Raw genomic sequence first — 20067 nt, 5'->3', positions numbered from 1 at the left:
CTGCATTCGTGGAGCTTCCACCAGCTCGGCCGGTTCATTGCCTACAAGGCGGCCCGTGCCGGTGTCGCTCTGGTCTACATGGACCCGGCCTACACCTCGCAAGGCTGCTCGGCCTGCGGGCACGTGGACAAGAAGAACCGGCCGGACCAGGAAACCTTCCGCTGTACGTCGTGCGGCTTCGCTGAGCACGCCGACGTCAACGCAGCTCGTAACATCGCCGCACGCGGTGTCACAAGCTGGGCAGTGAGTCACGCTGCCTGACGCGGACCAAACCGTCGAAGCCACCGACGGCGAGGAGCTGCAAGCTCAGCCCTTCAGGGCTGAGAAGCTGACCGGAAAGCGATGTGTTCGCCGACGATGGCGGGGTAGGGTTGGTGGTGCCGCCCCCTGCTAGGGGGAGAGGAAGTGAGCCCGGGTTTACTGCCGGAACTGACAGGACCCCGGGCTTCGCGCTGTTCTCAATCAATTCTCAATCAATTCTCAATCAATCGCAGCGCAGTCGATCGACGATCACACCTTCTTCGAGAAGCCCCAGTAGCGCCGTCTCCCCTGTGGCCGCTGCCGCGATGACGCCCGCAAGGATGTCGGGAAGCCAGAGGAGTTCGTCGCAAAGAGGGTCGGCCCACTCGACGCGCATCTCATCAGGCAACATGTTCTGCGCACGTAGAGCGTTAACCATGTCGAGGTCTTCCTTGTTGCCCGCCTGACCACGCCCCTCCATGATCACGTGGGGCACGCGTCGTTGGGCGAGTCGCCAGTAGAGGCGATCCATGCATTTACGTCGAGCACGCTTCTGTTTTGTCGACGGCATGTCGGTGCCCACGACCGCGATCACGTCGAGTGACAGTTCGGCAAGCGCATAGACGATCTCAAGACGGCGTTTCGGCTTTTCGTCCCGCCAGTGCAGGCGCGGCTGCCTGGGGAGAAGCAATGCGCGAAGAGCCGCCCTGTACGTACCGGCCTGGTGGTTGGGAACGACCGCGGCGGCCAGCACATAGAGTCCGGCACCGACCCGCATGGACTCATCAATGTACGCGCATGACTCGCTGTTCACGATCTGTCACCGTAAGGGATCGGTATGGCATCCGCCCCTGCTTCGTCAATAGTGAGCAGGCTGTTCAGCACCCGAGGTTGGACGCGATCGACATCGAAACGCGACGCCGCGTCCGGGCTTGCCCCGGAGACCGCCCGACGCATCCACGACCCGGCGGGGGCGGACCGGACGGAAGGTCAGGTTTCGGACGTGGATCGTCCGGTGGACGCGCGGCGCAGGTCGAACAGGTCCGACGGGGAGATCGGCATCCTGTCGATCCCGATGCCCTCGGCGTCCTCGATCGCCGAGGCGATCACCGCCGACACCGGGATGACCCCCGCCTCCCCCGCGCCCTTGATGCCCAGCGGGTTGAGCGGGGACGGCGTCTGCAGGTGCGCGGTCTCCACGCGCGGGATCTCCGTCGCGTAGGGCATCAGGAAGTCCATGAACGAGGCGTTCAGCAGCTGGCCGTGCTCGTCGTAGACCATCCGCTCGTACAGCGCGCCGCCGACGCCCTGGGCGACGCCGCCGTGGATCTGCCCCTCGACGATCATCGGGTTGATCAGGTTGCCGCAGTCGTGGACGACGGCGTAGCGCAGAATGCGGATCTCGGCCGTCAGCGGATCGGTCTCGACGATCGCCGCGTGCATGCCGGAGGCGAAGGTCGAGCGGAGCGGCGAGTAGTAGTCGCGTCCCTCAAGCCCCGGCTCCTGCCCCTCCTCCACCGGCGGCCTGTCGAAGGCCGACGTCCCGGCGAACTGGGTCGCCCGCGCCGCCTCCTCGTCGAAGGCGTAGCGCAGGGGGTTGGACAGCACCGCCACCGTCGCCAGCGGGATCGAGGAGCCGGGCGCGCCCAGCACCCGCACCTCGCCGTCGACGATCTCCAGGTCACCAGGCGCGGCCTCCAGCGCGTCGGCGGCGATCCGCAGGGCCTTCTCCCTGACCTTCCGGCATGCCAGCGCGATCGCGTTGCCGCTCATCACCGCCGCCCGCGAGGCGAACGTGCCGACCGCGTAGCCGAACCTGCGGGTGTCGCCGGTCACCACCGAGACCCGCTCCAGCGGGACGCCCAGCTCGGCCGCGGCGATCTGGGCGAACACGGTCTCGTGGCCCTGCCCCTGGGAGGTGAGCCCGGTGGAGACGTGCACCCGGCCGTCGGAGGTGATCTGGACGTGGCCGCCCTCGTACGGCCCGACGCCGGTGCCCTCGACGTAGCAGCCGATCCCGATCCCGATCCTGCGCCCCTCGGCCGCCGCCTGAGCCTTCGCCTCGGGGAAGGAGTCCCAGCCGATGAGCTCCTTGAGCATCCGCAGCGACTCCGGATAGTCGCCGCTGTCGTAGATCAGCGGGCGGCCGTCCTGGAAGATGAGGCCCTGGTCGTAGGGGAACTCGTCGGGCCGGATGAAGTTGACCTCGCGCACCGCCGTGCGGTCGGCTCCCAGGTGGGCGGCGATGTGGTCCATCGTCCGCTCCATGCAGAAGACGGCCTGCGGGCGGCCCGCCCCCCGGTACGGCGTGACCTGCACGGTGTTGGTGTAGATCGAGGAGAACTCGACCCGGTAGGCGCCGATCTTGTAGGGGCCGAGGAGCTGGGTGGAGGTGATGATCGGCACGATGATCCCGTACGGCGTGTAGGCGCCGTGGTCGTGCAGGATGTTCACCTCCAGTCCGAGCACCCGGCCGTCGTCGTCGAAGCCGACCCGGACGGACTGCACCTGGGCCCGCTCGTGCGCCGAGGAGACGAAGTGCTCGCGACGGTCCTCGGCCCACTTGACCTCGCGGTCCAGCAGGATGGCCGCCCACGGGACCAGGACCTCCTCCGGCCACGGGTGCACGATCTTGACCCCGAAGCCGCCGCCCACGTCGGGCGCGATCACCTCGACCTTGGGCAGCGGCAGTCCGAGCTTGGCGGCGATCGCCATGCGGACGCTGGTGGAGGTCTGGGTGCTGGTGTACACGCGCAGGGAGCGGTCGTCGGCGTCCCAGCGGGCGTACACCCCCCGCCCCTCCAGCGGCATGGACGCGCTGCGCTCGATGTCGAGCCGGAAGGCCAGCGTGTGCGGTGCGGTCTCGATCGCCTCCCGCGCGCCGAGCCCGGCGGCCGAGGGCACCTCCTGCACCAGGTGCGCGCCGACGTTGCCCGGCACGTCGCCGTGGACGAGCTGCGCGGACTGCGCCGCCTCCTCCACCCCGACCACCGGCTTGAGGATCTCGTAGTCCACCCGGATGAGCGCGCAGGCGTCCTCGGCGAGGTAGCGGTCGCGGGCGACGACCATCACGACCGGCTCGCCGACATGTCTGACCAGGTCACGGGCGAGCGGGTGGGCGGTGCGGCCGTGGGTCAGCGCCGGATGCGGGATGAGCAGCGGCAGCGGCTGGGCGAGCAGGGCGGGCAGGTCCTCCCAGGTGTAGATCGCCACCAGCCCGTCCACGTCGATCGCGGCCGAGACGTCGATGTCGCGGATGCGGGCGTGCGCGTGCGGGGACCGGACGAACGCCGCGGCCAGCGCGTCGCCGCCGAGGTCGTCCAGGTAGCGCCCCTGCCCGGTGAGCAGCCGGGGATCCTCCCGGCGCCGCACCGGCTCCCCGAACAGCTTCGTCGTCATGCCGCCCTCCCCCCGTGGCCCGGCGGGACGCCGCTCACGCCTCGCTCGCTCCGCTCGCTCACGACTCCTCCGCCATGATCTCGGCCGCGCGGTGGACGGACTTGACGATGTTCTGGTAGCCCGTGCACCGGCACAGGTTGCCGGAGATGCCCTCCAGCACCTCCTCCTCGCTCGGCGCCGGGTTGTCCCGCAGCAGGGCGGTGACCGTGCACAGGAAGCCCGGGGTGCAGAAACCGCACTGCAGGCCGTGGCATTCGGCGAAGGCCCGCTGCACCGGCGACATCGCGCCGCCGGGGGCGGCGAGCCCCTCCACCGTGGTGATGTCGTGCCCGTCCACGGTGACCGCGAACGTCAGGCAGGACCGGACCGGCTCCCCGTCCAGCAGCACCGTGCAGCATCCGCACACCCCGTGCTCGCATCCGACGTGCGTGCCGGTCAGGCCGAGATCGTGCCGCAGGCAGTCCGACAGCAACCGCCGTCCCGGAACCTCGGCCTGCCGGACCACCCCGTTCACCGTCAGTGTGATCGCGATGTTCATCGTCGGCTCACCACTCCTCCGCCGCGTCCACGGCCTCGTCCCGGCTCGGCTCACGCATCGAGCGCCTCCCGTGCCGCGTCCCGCAGGGCCTGCTGGGCGAGGACGCCGGTGAGATGACGCCGGTAGTCGGCGGTCGCGTGGATGTCGGCCTCCGGAGCGGTCCGCTCCTGTACGGCCCGCGCCGCCGAAGCCCAGTCGGCCGAGGCCGGCGGACGGTGGCCGCAGGCCTCGGTGACGTCGACGAGGACCGGGGCGGGGCCCACGCTCACGCACGCCACCCTGGCGGCGGTGATCCGCAGGTCGTCGTCCAGGCCGACCAGCGCCGCGACCCCGGCGAGGGCGTAGTCGCCGTGCCGCCTGGCCACCTCCCGGAACGCGGTGCCCGAACGCGGGGGGAGCAGGGGGAAGAAGGCGGAGACGGCCAGCTCGCCCGGCTCGGCCGCGGACTCCAGGAGGCCGGTGAAGAAACCGGCGGCCGGGACGTCCCTGACGGCTCCGGGCCGGGCCAGCCGTACCGAGCCTCCGAGGAGGGCGAGCACGGCGGGCAGCTCGGCGGCCGGGTCGGCGTGCACCAGGCTGCCGACCACCGTGCCCCGGTTGCGGATCACCGGATGGGCGACCAGCCGCAGCGCCTGGCACAGCAGCGGCTGGGCGGCGGCGACCTCCTCGGAACGCTCCACCCGGGCGTGCCTGGCCAGCGCGCCGACCCGGACGCCGCCGGGCTCCACGTCGAGGGTGTCCAGCTCGGTGAGCCGGTTGATGTCGACGAGGTGGCCGGGAGCGGCCAGCCGCATGTTGAGCATCGGGATCAGGCTCTGGCCGCCCGCGAGCACCTTGCCGTGCTCCCCGGCGCCGGCGAGGGTCTCCAGCGCCTCCCCGACGGACCGGGGGGCGTGGTAGTCGAAGGGCGGCGGCTTCACCCGGACGCCTCTCCCCGCTGCCCGGTCCCGCCACCGGGGCCCTGTTCAGGCCCGCCGGGTTCCGTGCCGGTCCGGCCGGGCTCGTCCCCGGTGCCGGGGGCTATCGCCCTCAGCAGGTGGTAGCCGCCCACCACCACGATGGTGCCCAGGGCGATGCCCTCCAGGACGAAGTGCGAGCCGATCATCTGCTTGACCGGGCCGATGGCGAGGATGATGCCCGCGCCGACGGGGACCATGTTGATCGGGTTGGAGAAGTCGACCTGGTTCTCGATCCAGATCTTGGCGCCGAGCAGGCCGATCATGCCGTAGAGGATCACCGTGATGCCGCCGAGCACGCCGCCGGGGGTCGCCGCGACCAGCGCGCCGAACTTGGGGCAGAGGCCGAACAGGATCGCGATGACCGCGGCGATGTAGTAGGCGGCCGTGGAGTAGACCCGCGTCGCGGCCATGACCCCGATGTTCTCGGCGTAGGTGGTGGTCGGGGAGCCGCCGAAGGTGCTGGCCACCACGGTGGCGACGCCGTCGCCCGCGATCGCCCGCCCCATGTAGGGGTCGACGTCGGTGCCGGTCATCTCGCCGACCGCCTTGACGTGGCCGATGTTCTCCGCGATCAGCGCGATCACGGCCGGGAGCACCAGCAGCACGGCGGAGAACCTGATGTCGGGCAGGAAGGTGTCGGGCCAGCCGATCCAGGCGGCCTCCGCCACACCGGCGAAACTCACCCGCGGATGCGTGTCGACCACGCCGGTCGCGGCGTTGTAGGCGGTGATGTTCCCGAAGAGCCTGTCGGCCCCCCAGGAGAGGGCGAAGCCGATGACCAGGCCGAGCAGGATGCCGATCCGGCCGATGAACCCCTTGAAGACCACGATGATCAGGAAGGTGACGAGCATGGTGATCAGGGCGATCCACTGGTCCTGCGGCCAGTAGACGTCGGCGACCACGTAGGCCAGGCCGAACCCGATCAGCATGACGACCGCGCCGGTGACGACGGGCGGGAAGATCCGGTTGATGATGTGCACGCCGAGGTAGTGGATCGCCACGCCCACGAGCGCGAGCACCAGGCCGACGACGAGGATCGCCCCGGTGACGATCGCGTCGGCGGCGGGCGTGTCACCGCCGAAGGAGACCCGGATGGCCAGCACCCCGCCCACGAACGAGGCGCTCGTCCCGAGGTAGCTGGGGATCTTCCCCTTCACGATGAGCAGGAACATGATCGTCGCGACGCCGGAGAACATGATGGCGATGTTGGGGCTCAGACCCATGACCAGCGGGAAGACGAACGTCGCGCCGAACATCGCGATGACGTGCTGCGCCCCGAACCCGATCATGCGCGGCCAGGACAGTCTCTCGTCCGGCCTGACGACCTCTCCGGGCGCCAGGGTCTTGCCGTCACCGTGTTTGGTCCAACCTGCAACCATCAAGCCCCACCTCTCACCGGGCCGTCGGTCGGTGGCCGCCCCGCGGGCATCCCTCCGGCGAATCCCCATGCTGTCGTTGCGGGCACATTAGGCCCGCGTTCGCGCCCTTACACCGTCATGATCTGCCAAAACTGATCCGCTGACCAGTGGTCGCCTCGCGCACGGCGGGATCAGCCCTCGGTGCCGACGACGCGGATCTCGAAGCCGTCGCCGGTGACGACCTGGCCGGCGCGGATCTTGCAGGTCTTGCGGAGCTCGACCTCGCCGTCCACCATGACGTTCCCCTCGGCGATGAAGTGCTTGGCCTGGCCGCCGGTGTCGGTGACGGCACAGTACTTCAGCAGGTCGCACAGCGGGATGTAGTCGGTCTCCAGCTCAAAGGTCTCGTTCACGTTCCAGAGTTTAGAGGCCGTGCCCTCAGATGCCGCGCATCCGCAGGACGTGCAGCGCGAGGGTGAGGTTCAGGCGGAGGTGGGCGTCCTCGGTGAAGTTGCCGAGCATCCGTTCCAGCTTGCCGATGCGGTAGCGCAGCGTGTTGTAGTGGAAGTGGAGCCGGCGGGCCGTCTCGGCGACGTTGAGGTTGGTGTCCAGCAGCACCTGCAGGGTCCGGCGGAGGTCGGCGTTCTCGGCGTCGGCGTCGGCGGCGAGCGGGCCGAGGGTCTCGCGGACGAAGGCGTGCAGCTCGGCGGTGTCGCTGACCAGCGAGAGCAGGCGGTAGACGCCGAGCTGGTCGAAGTGGGCGACCGCCGCGGGACCGTGGAGCTGACGGCCGACCCTGGCCGCCTTCAGGGCCTGGCCGTACGCCTCGGGCAGCGCCTCGGCTCCGGCGGCGGTACGGCTGGCGCCGGTGGAGAAGGTGGCGGGCAGGCATTCGGCGAAGGCCGCCGCGGCGTCCTTGGCCAGGCGGCCGGCGTCGACGGCCGCGTCCACGATGGTGACGACCTCGTGGGAGAAGCCGGCCACCGCGCCACGCGGGTCGTGGCGGCGCATCGCGGCGGTCCAGCAGGTGACCAGGCGGTCCTGGGCGACGCGCTCGTCGCCCTCCGGGTCGAGCTCGGCCACCAGCACGGTGACCGGGCGCTCCAGGTCCCAGCCGAAGGCCTTGGCCCGCGCGGCGACCCGCTCGGATCCGCCGGCCCGGCCGGTGAGCACGTCGCGCAGGAAGTCGGCGCGGTATTTGCTCTCGACCGCGTTGACCGCCTCCTGCCGGGTCACCACGAGCGCGGCGACGGTGGCGGCACGTTCCAATATTCCGACGTCGCTGTCGCTCACCGACCCGACGGGGCCGCAGGCGACGATCCGGCCGTGGTGGTGGCCGCCCGCGACGACGGGGACCGAGGTGTGCCGGCCCTCGGGGGTGCCGCGCAGCGCCGCCAGGTGTTCGGCGGGCCCGGCGGCGGCCAGCACCTGGCCGGTCCCGTCCAGCACGGCCACGGCCACGTCGAGCAGCCCGGCCACCTCGGCCGTCACCTCGCGCAGGCCGCCCCCCGCGAGCACGACCTGGACCAGCGCCCGGTGCGCCTCCTCGGCTCGGGCCAGCACGGCGGCCTGCCGGTTGAGGATGTCGGTGAGCACCTGGTTGAGGATGTCGTCGAAGCCGACGTCGTCGGGGAGCTGGATCAGCGGGAAACCCAGCCGGTCGGCCTGCTCCACCATCTCCTCGGGCAGCCGGTCCAGGTAGCGGCCGAGCTTGATGGCCAGCGCGGCCAGGCCGCGTTCGTCCAGGTCGGCCACGAGCCGGTCGAGCGACTGGGGGGTGTTGCGCAGCGGGTAGCCGGTGGTGAGCAGCAGCTCGTGGGGCTTGACCCAGGCGAGGACGTCCGGAACCTCCATCACGTTGAGCCGCTGCACGATCCGGCCCAGGCCCCGCTCCCCCGCGATCAGGCGTGCTCCGGCCAACGTCGAGACGCCGAGCACCTCCCCGACGGCGACTCCGTGAATGATCGTGCCGGTGCTTGCCAGGCGCACGGGAGGTTCCATGCAGCGATTGTGACTGATGGAACCGTCTGTCAGGAAGAACCAACCTTTCAGCTGACTGTTGGCATCTTTCTCCGTACGGCGTGGCTCCGGGACCGTTCTACCGTCGGCTCAGTGGATGGGGGGAATCCGTGATCGAGCGCAGCGAGCGAGCCGGCGGGCACGGCACCGGCGCGAGCCCGCCGAGGGGGGTCTCATGACCGTTGGAACGCGCCCGAGAGCACAGCGGGCCCACCCGCGGACGGACGCGACCGGTGCGGCCAGCACGGCCCTGCGGCGGCTGCTGGAATCGCCCCGCCGCCCCGCGCGGGTGCTGGCGGCCTTCCCCTACGGGATCTACCTGGAGGTCCGTACCGAGCTCGAACCACAGGTGATCGCGGTGGTGACGGGTTCGGCCGTCCGGCTGCCCAACGCGATGGTGGTCACCGGCCCGATGCCTCGGGTCACGGTGGGCGACGAGGCGTACGTCGGCGACGGATCGATCGAGGTCGGCCGGCTCAGCCTGCGGGCGCACCGCTGGTGGAACCCGGCTCCGCCGCTCGGCCCGGTCGATCCGGTACGGCTGGCGGCCGCGCTGCCCAGGCTGGTCGCGCTGTGCGACCGGTCGGCCAGACGCCCGGGGCTGGAGGGCAACGCCGCCGCCGAGCTGCTGGCCGAAGGATGCGCCGAGGCCTCGCTGCTGCGCGGCGTCACGGCCGCCGAGCAGCTCGTCGGGCTGGGGCCGGGACTCACCCCCAGCGGTGACGACATGCTCGCCGGGGTGCTGGTGGCGCTGCGCCACCTGGGTACGGCGGCCGGGGTCGGGCGGGCCGTCTGGCTGGCCGACTGGCTGGCCGCCGCGGTCACCTTCGACGCCCGCGGCAGGACCACTCCCATCTCGGCGGCGCTGCTGCACTGCGCGGCCCGGGGCGAGGCCGGCGGCGAGGTGCTCGCCGTGCTGCGGGGCCTGGCCGGGCGGCAGGATCTGGAGCCGGCGCTGCACCGGCTCCTCCAGCTCGGCCACACCTCGGGGGCGGACCTGGCCTGGGGGTTGCGCATCGGCCTGGCCGCCGTCGTCGGTCTGGAGGGCAGGGGCGAGTGAGCACTGACCTGGTCCGCGTGCGCACGGGGGTGTACCACGACTCGGTGAGCCTGATGCGGGTCAGCCAGGCGGTCACCGGGCTGCCCGGGGTGGAGGTCGCGGTGGTGGCGATGGCCACGGAGCTCAACCGCGGCATCGCCGCCGAGCTGGGCTTCGACCTCCCCGAGGCGGGCCCCGCCGACCTGCTGATCGCCATCCGGAGCGGCGGCCCGGCCGCGCTGGAGGCGGCCGCCGCCGAGCTGGACCGGCTCCTGGCCGGCCTGGCGGGCCGTACGGGCGGCGGGACGGCCGCCGAGCACCCGCCGCGCACCGTCCGCACCGCCGCCCGCGGCCGGGCCGCCACGCTGGCCCTGGTCTCGGTGCCGGGGGAGCACGCGTTCGCCGAGGCGATGGACGCGATCGAGGCCGGTCTGTCCGTCATGATCTTCAGCGACAACGTGCCGGTCGAGCAGGAGGTGCTGCTCAAAAGGCGTGCCGCCGAGCGGGACGTGCTGGTCATGGGACCCGACTGCGGCACCACCGTGATCGCCGGAGCCGGCCTGGGTTTCGCCAACGTGCTCCGGCCGGGGCCCGTCGGGCTGGTGGCCGCCTCGGGGACCGGCGCCCAGCAGGTGAGCTGCCTGCTGGACCTGGCGGGCGTGGGGGTCGGCCACGTGCTGGGGGTGGGCGGCAGGGACCTGTCGGAGGAGGTGGGCGGGCTGTCCACGCTCCGCGCCCTTGAGGCGCTCGACGCCGATCCGGCGACCGAGCTGATCGTCCTGATCTCCAAGCCTCCCGCCCCTGAGGTGGCGCGCACCGTGCGGGAGGCCGTCGCGAAGCTCGGGACCCCGGTGGTGACCGCGCTGCTCGGCCCCGGCCAGGACGACCTGACCGCCGCCGCCGAGAACGCCCTGCGCGCGCTCGGGGTGGCGGTGCCCACGTGGCGGTCATGGCCCGCGCCCGCCCCGCCCCCGCCGGACGACCGGCCGCGGGCCGGCGGGCGGGACACGGGCGGTGCGGGCGCCGGCCGTACCGGCACGGACATGGAGGGGGCGGGCGCCGGCCGTACCGGCACGGGCACGGAGGGGGCGGACGGATCCGGGGGCGGCACGCGCGCCGGGACGCTGCGGGGCCTCTACTCGGGAGGGACGCTGTGCGCCGAGGCCCGGCTGATCGCCGGGACCGGGGAGTTCACCGACTTCGGCGACGACGCCTACACGCGCGGCAGGGCCCACCCGATGATCGATCCCACGCTCCGCCTGGAGGCCCTGGCCGAGGTCCCGCCCGGCGACGTCGTCCTGCTGGACGTGGTCCTCGGCCACGGCGCCGACCCCGACCCCTCGGCACGGCTCGCGCCCGGGATCGCCGCCGCCGTCGCCAGGGGCGTGCCGGTGGTCGTCGCGCTGGTCGGCTCCGAGGGCGACCCTCAGGGGCTGAACGCCCAGGCGGAGGCGGTACGGGCGGCGGGAGCCGCGGTGTTCACCTCCAACGCCCAGGCCGCCCGGCACGCGGCCGGCCTGCTCGCGAGCGCCCGTTGACCCGCCGGTCGCGGCCCGGCGCCGGTGACCGCCCGGCCCACGGCCGCCGTTCCCCGCTCAGGAGTACTCCATGACGCTTCCCATGCTCTCCGGAGAGCCTCAGGTGATCACGGTCGGAGCCGAGCTGCTCGGCGAGGCACTGGACGCGCAGGCGGTGCCCAGGGTGGGGGTGGACTGGCGCCCGCCGATGCCCGGCACCGCCGGCGACCTGGCGCGGGTGCTGGCCGATCCGCGCAGGGTCCGGGCCAACGAGACGGCCGTGGGCCGCCTGACGGCCGCACGGCCCCAGCTCGTGGGGGTACGGCCCGCGCACGAGGTGCTGGACCTGCCCAGGGGCACCTTCCTGCACGCCGGGCCGCCGATCGACTGGGAGCGGGCGTCGGGCCCGATGCGGGGTGCGCTCATCGGGGCGATGCTGCTGGAGGGACTGGCCGCCGACGCCGAGGAGGCCGCCGACCGGCTCGCGGCCGGGCAGGCCCGGCTGGAGCCCTGCCACCACCACCGGACGGTGGGGCCGATGGCGGGTGTGGTCAGCCCGTCGATGTGGATGTTCGAGGTGCGCGACGCCGAGCACGGCGGCACCGCCTACTGCTCGCTCAACGAGGGCCTGGGCAAGGTGCTCCGGTACGGCGCCTACGGCCCTGAGGTGCTGGAGCGGCTGGGCTGGATGGGCGAGGTGCTCGGTCCGGTGCTGCGGACCACCCTGGAGCGGACCGGGCCGCTGGACCTCAGGTCGCTGGTCGCGCAGGCCCTGCAGATGGGCGACGAGCTGCACAACCGCAACCGCGCCGCCACCTCGCTGCTGGCGCGGGAGCTGGCCCCGGGGATCGTGGACGCCGCTCCCGGCCACGCGGCCGAGGTGCTGCGCTTCGTCAACGGCAACGACCACTTCTTCCTCAACGCGGGCATGGCGGCGTGCAAGGTGAGCACCGACGCGGCCCGCGACATCCCCGGCTCCACCATGGTCGTCGCGATGGCCCGCAACGGCACGGACTTCGGCGTCCAGGTCTCCGGGCTGGGCGGGCGCTGGTTCACCGGTCCGGCGGGCGTGCCGGACGGCCTCTACCTCGGCGCGTACGGCCCGGCCGACGCCAACCCCGACATCGGCGACTCCACGATCACCGAGACGGCGGGCCTGGGCGGCTTCGCGATGGCCGCGGCCCCGGCGATCGTCAGGTTCATCGGCGGCGACGTTTCGGACGCGATGGCGGCCACCCGGTCCATGTACGAGATCACTCTCGCCGAGCACCCCGCCTACCAGATTCCCGGGCTCGACTTCCGGGGCACACCGGTCGGCGTCGACGTCGCGCTGGTCGCCAGGACGGGTCTGCTGCCCATCGTGAACACCGGTATCGCGGGCCGGATCGCGGGCACCGGGCAGGTGGGCGCGGGCCTGGTGAGCCCGCCCGCCTCGGCCTTCACCGCCGCCCTGGCCGCCCTGGCCGAGGCCGCGGAACCCGGTGGGGGAATCGGGTAAGTAATCATTTCCCGCGGAGCCGTGATCGGAAAAGTCATGATCGGTTCACGGTGCACGCGGCGGCGTGTCACGGCCTCCGGCGGCGACCTCCGACAGCAGGTCAAGCGCCCCAACAGCGGCACCGGCTAACAAATGCCGCGATGCGCTTTCCCGCATGTCAACTTCCATTACCGATTGTGAGCCCGATATCGTGGCCAACCTTACAAATAGGGTTGGCTCTGGGGGGACGGGGTACGATGACCGATCGCTTGCTCGGCAAGGCCCCGACCGGCCCCGAGGGCGAGGCCGCCGGCAGGTCCGCGCCGGCGGCACAGGGCAAACTCGTCGGCAGGCGCTACCGCCTGGTGTCACCGGTCGGCCGCGGCGGCATGGGCATGGTGTGGCACGCCCACGACGTCCTGCTCGACCGGGACGTCGCGGTCAAGGAGCTGATCCTGCCCTACGGGCTGGACCACGCGGGCAAGCAGGTGGCCCACCGGCGCATGCTGCGCGAGGCCCGTTCGGCGGCACGGCTCAGCCACCCCGGGATCGTCACCGTCCACGACGTCGTCGAGGAGGACGGCCGCCCCTGGATCGTGATGGAGCTGGTCCGCGCCTGGTCCCTGGAGCAGGCCGTACGGCAGAGCGGGCCGCTGCCCGTGGCCCAGGCCGCCGAGATCGGCGTCCGGGTGCTCGACGCGCTCCGCCACGCCCACGCCGCCGGAATCCTGCACCGCGACGTCAAGCCCGGCAACGTGCTGCTCACCTCCGACCGGGTGGTGCTCACCGACTTCGGCATCGCCGCGATAGAGGGTGACGTCACGATCACCCAGACCGGCCTGCTGATGGGCTCCCCGGCCTACATCCCGCCGGAGCGGCTGTCCGGCCAGGCGGTCACGCACGCCGCCGACCTGTGGTCCTTCGGGGCCACGCTGTACGCGGCGGTGGAGGGCCGCCCGCCGTACGAGGGCCCCGACGCGGTGGCCGTGCTCGGCGCGATCCTCACCCAGGAGCCCACCCGGCCGCAGCGGGCCGGGGCGCTGGTCGCCGTCATCGAGGGCCTGCTCCGCAAGAACCCGGCCGACCGGATGACCGCCGCCCAGGTGTCGGACCTGCTGGACCGGGTGCTGCGCAGCCACGGCTCCACGCCTCCCAACCGCACGCCCGTCCCCCCCGTCCCCTCGCCGATACCGGTCCCCGGCGACTCCGCGCCGATGCATCTCCCGCCGCCGGACCCGCCGTCCGGGCCGATGCCCTCGCGGATCATCGAGACCCCCTCCGGCCCGGTGCGGGTGCCGTACGACCCGCCGGCCGAGGTGCCGGGCGGCCACGCGGCGCCCCGCGACATGCCGGCCGGCGGCTCGGGCGGGTACCGCGCGGACCCGCTGTCCGTGCCGGGACACTTTCCCGCCGCCGATCCGCCGGGCGCCCCGTCCGGCGGCCACCAGCGTGGCTACGAGGCGCTGCGCAGCCCCTCGGCCGATCTCGGGCGCCCTCTGCCGTCCGATCCGCCCGGCGAGCTCACGGGCACCCCGCCGCGCGGCACGGCCGCCCCGGTCTCCGGAGCCGGACTGTGGCCCCTCCCCACCGGCCAGGGCGCCCGCGACGGCGCGCAGGCCCCCCAGCCCGTCACGGCGCCCAGCCGGGTCGAGGGCCGCAGGAGCTCGCGCCGCCGGACGGGCGGCCGGGGCGGCTGGATGCGCGACGGCCGTCCGACAGCGCGCCTGCTGGTGGCCGGCGGGGTGGGGGCGGCGGCCGTGCTGGCCGTCGCACTGCTCATCCTGCTGCCCGGGGACGCCTCCGGCACGGCGGCTCCGGGCCCGTCTCCGACGGTCTCCGCGCCGGCCGACCCGGTGTCGCCGTCGCGGGCGGGCGGCGAGGTCCCGGAGGGGTTCAGGACGCTGAGCGGGGGCGGCGTCTCCGGCGCGGTGGCCAAGGGCTGGACGGTGAAGACGGGGGCGGACGGCTCGGCCGTCTTCTCCGGCCCGAAGAACAGCGGGCGGAGCATCGTCGTCGCCAAGGTGCCGGTCGCCGATCCGGTGACCGCGCTGAGGCGGGCGAGCAAGAAGGGCCTGGACGAGTACATCGAGGTGGGGGTCGCGCCCGTGCGGTACGGCACGTGGAACGCGGCCGACTGGGAGTACACCTACGTCCAGCCCGACAGCGTCGTGCCCATGCACGGGCTGACCCGCTATGTCGCGCTCGACGGCGAGACCGCCTACCAGATCACGTTCGCGACGCAGGACCTGGAGTGGGAGAGGAACGCCCCGCTGCTGCGGACCTTCTTCGACACCTTCGCCCCGGTCGGCTGAGCGTCCGCCCCTGCCGGGCGCCGGCGCCCCTGCCCGCGGGTCTCGTCGTGAGCCACCCGCCTCCGTGGGGCCCGTCATGAGTAATGACAGACTTCGCTCGTGACCAAAATCCCCATAAATGCCGACATTTCCCCCAGGGTTGGGGGGCAAATCGCCGCCGTCCAGCGGCGAACACTCGCCGTCCTGTCCGTCGCGCAGATCACCAGCGGGGTCGGGGTCGCGGTGGGCTTCGCCTTCAGCTCGCTGGTGGTCGCCCGGCTCTCCGGCTCCGTGTCGATCAGCGGACTGGCCGGGACCGCGTCCGTGCTCGGGGCCGCGCTGCTGGCCCTGCCCACCGCCAGGGCCGCGGGCAGGAGCGGACGCCGGACCGGGCTGGCCCTGGCCTACGGCTGCGCCCTGCTCGGCTGCCTGATCACGGTGGTCGCCATCACCGTCCGCTCGTGGCCGCTGATGCTGGCCGGGCTGGTGCTGTTCGGCGGCGCGAGCGCGGGCAGCCTGGCCTCCCGCTACTCCGCGACCGACCTGTCCCCGCCGGGACACTCGGCCCGGCACCTCTCGTGGGTGGTGTGGGCCTCCACGATCGGCTCGGTCGCCGGCCCGAACCTCGCCGAACCGGCCGACCGCCTCGGCCGCAGCCTCGGCCTCGCCCCGGACACCGGCCCGTTCGCGCTCTCCCTGCTGGCCTTCGCGATCGCGCTGGCCGTCATCGTGATCGGCCTGCGTCCCGACCCGCTGCTGCTGGCCCGCTCGATCGCCCCCGCCTCCGCTCCCGCCACGACCACGCCCGCCCCGCGGGCCAGGGGGACCCTGCGCACCGCCTGGCAGGCCCTGCGCCGGGCGCCGGCCGCGGTGCGGGCTCTCGTCGCGATCGCGGTCAGCCACACCGCGATGGTGTCGGTCATGTCCATGACCCCGGTCCACCTCGACCACGGCGGCTCACCGAACTGGGTCATCGGGATCGTGCTCAGCCTGCACATCGCCGGCATGTACGTCCTCTCCCCGCTGATCGGCTGGCTGGCCGACCGGATCGGCCGGGTCCCGGTGCTGAGGCTCGGCATGGGCCTGCTGCTCGCCGCCGCCGTCCTCGCCGGCACGGCCGGACCACACGGCGTCACGCAGGTGTCGGCCGGCCTGGCCCTGCTCGGCGCCGGCTGGTCCTGCGGGCTGATCGCCGGCTCGGCGATGCTCAGCGAAGCCGTGCCGCTGGAGCACCGCCCCGCCGTACAGGGACTGTCGGACCTGCTGATGAACGTCTGCGGCGCGACCGGCGCGGTGGCCGCCGGCGTCATCGTGGGCGCCCTGTCCTACAGCGTGCTCGGCACGGTCGTGGCGGTCATGGTGACGATCACCGGTGCGTGGCTGACGCTGAAGCGCACCTGACGGCCCCGGGACCCGGCCGGCTCACTTGGCGTCGGCGTAGCACCGCACCGCCACGGCCTGCATCGGGAAGCGCACCGGGGTCAGGCCGAACAGCAGCCGGGTCGCCTCCTCGGCGGCTCCGCCGACCGCCGCGACGACCTCCTCGGCCAGCTCCGCCGGACAGTGCACCATCACCTCGTCGTGCTGGAAGAACACCAGCCTGGCCGGGTCGGGCAGCAGCCCGCGCAGCACGGCCATGAGAGCCAGCGCCCACTCCGCCGCGGTGGCCTGGACCACGAAGTTACGGGTGAACCGGCCCCGGTCGCGGGCCGCCCGCTTCCCCTCGGGGCCGGAGACCAGCTCCCGCCAGCCCGCCGAGGGCTGCGGGCAGGTACGGCCGAGCCAGGAGCGGACCAGCTTGCCCTCCTCGCCGCTCCGCGCGGCGTCCTCCACGAACTGGTAGGCCCTGGGGAAGCGCTGCCGCATCACGGCCAGCAACTTGGGCGCGTCTCCGCTGGTCCCGCCGTACATCGCCGACAGCATGGCGATCTTGGCGCTGTCGCGTTCACCGCCGAACGCCTGGGCCAGCGCCTGGTAGAGGTCGATCTGCCCGGCCGCCCTGGCCAGACCGCCGTCCCCGGCCATCGCGGCCAGCACCCGGGGTTCGAGCTGGGCGGCGTCGGCGACGACCAGCGTCCAGCCCTCGTCGGCCACCACGACCCGCCGCATCACCTTGGGGATCTGCAACGCGCCGCCGCCGCTGGTGGCCCACCGGCCCGACACGACGCCCCCCACCACGTATTCGGGCCGGAAGCGGTGGTCGCGGACCCACTGGTCGGCCCAGACCCAGCCGTGGAAACTGTAGATCCTGGCCATCTCCTTGTAGGCGAGCAGGGGCGCGACGCCCGGATGGTCGACCTTCCTGATCTCATGGGCCCGGGTGGAGGCGACGGGCACGCCCGCCGACTTGAACGCCTTGACGATCTGCTGCGGGGAGTCGGGGTTGAACGGCGTGCCGAAGGCCTCGGCCACCTGGTCGGCCAGGGCCTGGAGCCTGGCGGGCCGCATGCCGTGCACCGGGCGCGGGCCCAGCAGGCCGGTCAGGAGCGTGTCGTGCACGTCCTCCCGCCACGGCATGCCGTCGTGGCCCATCTCCCCCGCGATCAGCGCCCCGGCGGACTCGGCGGCGACCAGCAGCCGGAACCGCTGCGGGTCGGCGGTGGCCTCGATCCGCCTGAGCTGGTCGGCGTGGACCTCGACGACCAGGCCGACGTCGGGCGGGGGCGGCTCCTCCTCGAACAGCGTGGCCTGCCGCGCCTGCGGCCCGTGGTGGTCCTCCGGCACCGGCAGGCCGTGCAGCCGGGCATGGGCGGCCTGGGCCGACCGGGGCTCGCCGTGGCGCCCCTCGTATCCCAGAAGCAGACCCTCGGTCAGCGCCAGATCATGACAGCGGGCCGGCCGCACGCCGGCCGCGAGCAGCGACGGCTGGACCTCCCGCGTGTCGGCCCAGACCCAGCGCGGCCGCCCGGCCTCCAGCTCGCGCACGGCCTCCGCCAGATCGCCGACGGCCCGCGCGTCCCGCCCGTCCGGGCACAGGACGCCCCCACCGCCGGGACCTGCCGCGACTGCCACGTTCATACGCCCAGCCTGCCACGGAGAACCGACATTTCCGATCAGAGGAGCGAGATCACGACCTCGTCTTCGAGCGGAGGTTCGATCTCCTGCGGCAGGCACCCGGTGGCGGCGAAACAGCGGATCTTCAACGTCTGCGGCGTCACGGAGATGTGCAGGAAGCTCTTGAAGAACGGCGGGGTGTCCCAGTCCGACAGCTCCGACAGGTAACGGTGGAAGACCCTGCCCACGGGCAGCCGGAACGGCATCGGCCAGCCGCCGAGGATCCGCGCGGCCCAGCGCATCCGCCGGGTGACGCGGACGGGCGGGACGTCCCGGACCGGGGTGTTGCCGATCTGCCGGGACATCAGCGTCGCGCTCTCCGCGGGCGTCAGGTAGAGCCAGCGCATGCGCAGCCGTTCGCTGTAGAGCTTGCTGTAGAACGACAGCGAGTCGCCGCGGAGCGGGTAGCACCGGTAGTCGTCCTCGTGCAGGCCGCCGACCGTCACCCTGGGGATGGTGTGGGTGGCGTGCATGAAGGCCCCGGAGCCGCCCGCCACGATGTACTGGATCGTCCGGCCGCCGACTTCGATCGGGAAGCGCTGGTAGTTGTGCACGTCGCCGCCTATCGCCGCGACGTAGTTGTGCGCGGGGTCGGCGACGATGTCGTCGATCGTCCCGCCGTCCTCCAGCTTGGACGGCTTGTACTCGTTACGGGTGTAGACGGGCTTGCCGGTGATCAGCACCTTGGGCCGGGGATCGCGCGACACCTCGCGCAGCCACTGCGCCTGCTCCCGGTCCAGCGTGCTGTGGATGCCGGTGTCCACGCCCACGACGAGCAGTCCCGGAGTCTCCATCGCCCAGTACGGCGCGGGCTGCACGGCCCGCTGCCCGGGCAGGGACCGGCGCTCGCGCGCCCTCGCCAGCCGAGCCTCGTCGATCTTCTCCGGCTTACGCCAGAGCAGCCCCCGCAGCCCGGAGGGCGTCAGCCGGAAACCCTGCCGCTCGGCCTTCAGCGCGGGGGCGTCGCAGAAGACCCGCATGAAGCCGCCGAGCCCGTCGTACCAGTCGTGGTTGCCGGGAATGGCGTAGATCGGCGCCCGGTAGTCCTTGTAGGGGCGGAAGAACTTGTCGTCATACTCGTTCCCGGACCCGGTGGGGTAGATCACGTCGCTGGCGATGACGGCGAAGGAAGTGTCCGCGCCGAGTTTGAGCAGGCCCGGGATCACGGCGTACTGCGAGGCGTCGCCCTCCCCCGTGTCACCGAGGACGAGAAAGGAGAACTCCGGCCCGACGTCCATCGGGATCCGGAAGGAGGGGTCGACGCCCCGCTCCCGCTGGGACGCCGTCCAGCGCACCCGGACCTGGCCCGAGGGATCGCCGAACACGCCCGCGAGGACCTCGTTCCGCGACTTCCAGACGGTGCGCGGGCTGAGCCAGGTGAAACTCTCCTTGCTGGGCCGCAGATCCTTGAAGGCGCCGATCTCGACGCAGTCCCAGCCCGCCCCCTCCTCCGAGACCCGAGAGGAGACCTCACGCCCGCGTTCCGCGGCCTGCCCGACATCGACCATGACCGTATCTTGGCGTTGATCTTACGCGGACGCACCCTTCTCGGGAAAGGCGGCCGGACCTCTCAGGGAAGGCGGCCGATCCCGGAGCCGTCGAAGTACACGCGGGTCCCGGTGCTCGACGTGGGCCGCCGCCCCGCCGCCCCGCCGGACCGGGGCCGGCGGAGCCGGGGGCGCGCCCCCAAGCATCTCTGGAATATAGTTCTACCGTGTACGCCTACTGGGAGACCGTCGCGACCAGGTGGAAGGACAACGACGTCTACGGCCACGTCAACAACGCCGTCCACTACTCGCTGATGGACACTGTGATCAACACCTGGCTCATCGAGAAGGCGGGACTGGACATCCACCACGGCGACGCCATCGGCCTGTGCGTCGAGTCGCACTGCGCCTACAAGGCGTCGGTCTCCTTCCCCGAGGCCATCCGGATCGGGCGCCTGGGCCGCTCCAGCGTCCGCTACGAGCTCGGCCTGTTCCGCGAGGACGGCGAGACGGTCGTGGCCGAGGGGCATTTCGTCCACGTGTTCGTGGACCGGCGGACCCGCCGGCCCGCCGAGATCCCGGGACCGCTGCGCGGCGCCATGGAGAAGCTGGTGATCGGAGACGGCGCCCCGCGCCACCCGTGACCAGGCCGACGCCGTACGGCACCACCCCGCGCCACCCGTGACCGG

Annotated in this window: 16 protein-coding genes; 7 read left to right on the top strand and 9 right to left on the bottom strand. The window is 72.7% G+C overall.

Annotation, left to right across the window (positions count from 1 at the left end; genetic code table 11):
• On the top strand, positions 1-261 hold a 261-nt coding region (locus BM085_RS40660; protein WP_143121224.1), incomplete at its 5' end, for an RNA-guided endonuclease InsQ/TnpB family protein.
• A 223-nt stretch (positions 262-484) separates the two neighbouring features.
• Here BM085_RS40660 and BM085_RS40655 read toward each other — a convergent pair.
• The 7 genes from BM085_RS40655 to BM085_RS40625 all read right to left on the bottom strand — a co-directional run bounded on the left by BM085_RS40655 (position 485) and on the right by BM085_RS40625 (position 8495).
• Entirely contained in the window at positions 485-1054 is a 570-nt protein-coding gene (locus BM085_RS40655; protein ID WP_143121305.1) for a hypothetical protein, read from the bottom strand.
• Between the two features lie 176 nt (positions 1055-1230).
• Positions 1231-3639, bottom strand: a complete 2409-nt coding sequence (gene cutA, locus BM085_RS40650) for an aerobic carbon-monoxide dehydrogenase large subunit (RefSeq protein ID WP_093892079.1) — start codon at positions 3637-3639, stop codon at positions 1231-1233.
• Between the two features lie 58 nt (positions 3640-3697).
• Positions 3698-4177, bottom strand: coding sequence for a (2Fe-2S)-binding protein (locus tag BM085_RS40645; RefSeq protein ID WP_093892078.1), 480 nt, complete (start codon positions 4175-4177; stop codon positions 3698-3700).
• A gap of 50 nt (positions 4178-4227) precedes the next feature.
• Entirely contained in the window at positions 4228-5097 is an 870-nt protein-coding gene (locus BM085_RS40640) for an FAD binding domain-containing protein (RefSeq protein ID WP_093892077.1), read from the bottom strand.
• The gene (locus tag BM085_RS40635) at positions 5094-6515 is read right to left on the bottom strand and encodes a uracil-xanthine permease family protein (protein ID WP_093892076.1); all 1422 of its coding nucleotides are present in this window, start codon (positions 6513-6515) and stop codon (positions 5094-5096) included. The genes BM085_RS40640 and BM085_RS40635 overlap by 4 nt, the downstream gene beginning before the upstream one ends.
• A gap of 170 nt (positions 6516-6685) precedes the next feature.
• Positions 6686-6907, bottom strand: coding sequence for an RNA-binding S4 domain-containing protein (locus BM085_RS40630; RefSeq protein WP_093892075.1), 222 nt, complete (start codon positions 6905-6907; stop codon positions 6686-6688).
• A 25-nt stretch (positions 6908-6932) separates the two neighbouring features.
• Entirely contained in the window at positions 6933-8495 is a 1563-nt protein-coding gene (locus BM085_RS40625; RefSeq protein WP_093892074.1) for a PucR family transcriptional regulator, read from the bottom strand.
• 193 nt (positions 8496-8688) lie between these two features.
• Here BM085_RS40625 and BM085_RS40620 point away from each other — a divergent pair, with 193 nt between their 5' ends.
• The 5 genes from BM085_RS40620 (at position 8689) to BM085_RS40600 (ending at position 16238) form a co-directional block, all read left to right on the top strand.
• Positions 8689-9573 carry an oxamate carbamoyltransferase subunit AllH family protein gene (locus BM085_RS40620; RefSeq protein WP_093892073.1) on the top strand — a complete coding sequence of 295 codons (885 nt, stop codon included), beginning with the start codon at positions 8689-8691 and terminating at the stop codon, positions 9571-9573.
• Positions 9570-11090: an AllF/FdrA family protein gene (locus tag BM085_RS40615; RefSeq protein ID WP_093892072.1), complete on the top strand. Its 1521-nt coding sequence runs from the start codon at positions 9570-9572 to the stop codon at positions 11088-11090. Before BM085_RS40620 ends, BM085_RS40615 begins: the two co-directional genes overlap by 4 nt.
• Before the next feature lie 70 nt (positions 11091-11160).
• On the top strand, positions 11161-12567 hold the full coding sequence (locus tag BM085_RS40610) for a YlbE family protein (protein WP_093892071.1): 1407 nt from the start codon (positions 11161-11163) through the stop codon (positions 12565-12567).
• 236 nt (positions 12568-12803) lie between these two features.
• A complete protein-coding gene (locus tag BM085_RS46585; protein ID WP_177245516.1) occupies positions 12804-14858 on the top strand; it encodes a serine/threonine-protein kinase in 2055 nt (684 codons plus the stop codon).
• A gap of 99 nt (positions 14859-14957) precedes the next feature.
• On the top strand, positions 14958-16238 hold the full coding sequence (locus BM085_RS40600; protein ID WP_093892070.1) for an MFS transporter: 1281 nt from the start codon (positions 14958-14960) through the stop codon (positions 16236-16238).
• Positions 16239-16259: 21 nt separating this feature from the next.
• Here the strand turns inward: BM085_RS40600 and BM085_RS40595 are convergent, their stop codons facing one another.
• Together BM085_RS40595 and BM085_RS40590 are read right to left on the bottom strand one after the other, a co-directional pair.
• Complete coding sequence (locus tag BM085_RS40595) at positions 16260-17855, bottom strand: bifunctional 3'-5' exonuclease/DNA polymerase (RefSeq protein ID WP_093892069.1); 1596 nt, start codon at positions 17853-17855, stop codon at positions 16260-16262.
• A gap of 35 nt (positions 17856-17890) precedes the next feature.
• Positions 17891-19399 carry a metallophosphoesterase family protein gene (locus BM085_RS40590; RefSeq protein ID WP_093892068.1) on the bottom strand — a complete coding sequence of 503 codons (1509 nt, stop codon included), beginning with the start codon at positions 19397-19399 and terminating at the stop codon, positions 17891-17893.
• A 206-nt stretch (positions 19400-19605) separates the two neighbouring features.
• On the opposite strand from BM085_RS40590, the gene BM085_RS40585 reads away from it, so the two are divergent.
• On the top strand, positions 19606-20022 hold the full coding sequence (locus BM085_RS40585; protein WP_093892067.1) for an acyl-CoA thioesterase: 417 nt from the start codon (positions 19606-19608) through the stop codon (positions 20020-20022).
• The last annotated feature ends 45 nt before the right edge of the window (positions 20023-20067 follow it).

It is taken from the genome of Streptosporangium canum (genome assembly GCF_900113865.1).
Classification (GTDB): Bacteria; Actinomycetota; Actinomycetes; order Streptosporangiales; family Streptosporangiaceae; genus Streptosporangium; species Streptosporangium canum.
The sequence above is the reverse complement of the archived record's forward strand: the minus strand, read 5'-3'. Positions and strand labels throughout refer to the sequence as shown.

Bases quoted from the DNA above. Each gene is read 5' to 3' on its own strand.
- BM085_RS40590 (WP_093892068.1), bottom strand. From the start codon at position 19,399: ATGGTCGATGTCGGGCAGGCCGCGGAACGCGGGCGTGAGGTCTCCTCT.
- BM085_RS40620 (WP_093892073.1), top strand. From the start codon at position 8,689: ATGACCGTTGGAACGCGCCCGAGAGCACAGCGGGCCCACCCGCGGACG.
- BM085_RS46585 (WP_177245516.1), top strand. From the start codon at position 12,804: ATGACCGATCGCTTGCTCGGCAAGGCCCCGACCGGCCCCGAGGGCGAG.
- BM085_RS40625 (WP_093892074.1), bottom strand. From the start codon at position 8,495: ATGGAACCTCCCGTGCGCCTGGCAAGCACCGGCACGATCATTCACGGA.
- cutA (WP_093892079.1), bottom strand. From the start codon at position 3,639: ATGACGACGAAGCTGTTCGGGGAGCCGGTGCGGCGCCGGGAGGATCCC.
- BM085_RS40645 (WP_093892078.1), bottom strand. From the start codon at position 4,177: ATGAACATCGCGATCACACTGACGGTGAACGGGGTGGTCCGGCAGGCC.
- BM085_RS40635 (WP_093892076.1), bottom strand. From the start codon at position 6,515: ATGGTTGCAGGTTGGACCAAACACGGTGACGGCAAGACCCTGGCGCCC.
- BM085_RS40610 (WP_093892071.1), top strand. From the start codon at position 11,161: ATGACGCTTCCCATGCTCTCCGGAGAGCCTCAGGTGATCACGGTCGGA.
- BM085_RS40595 (WP_093892069.1), bottom strand. From the start codon at position 17,855: ATGAACGTGGCAGTCGCGGCAGGTCCCGGCGGTGGGGGCGTCCTGTGC.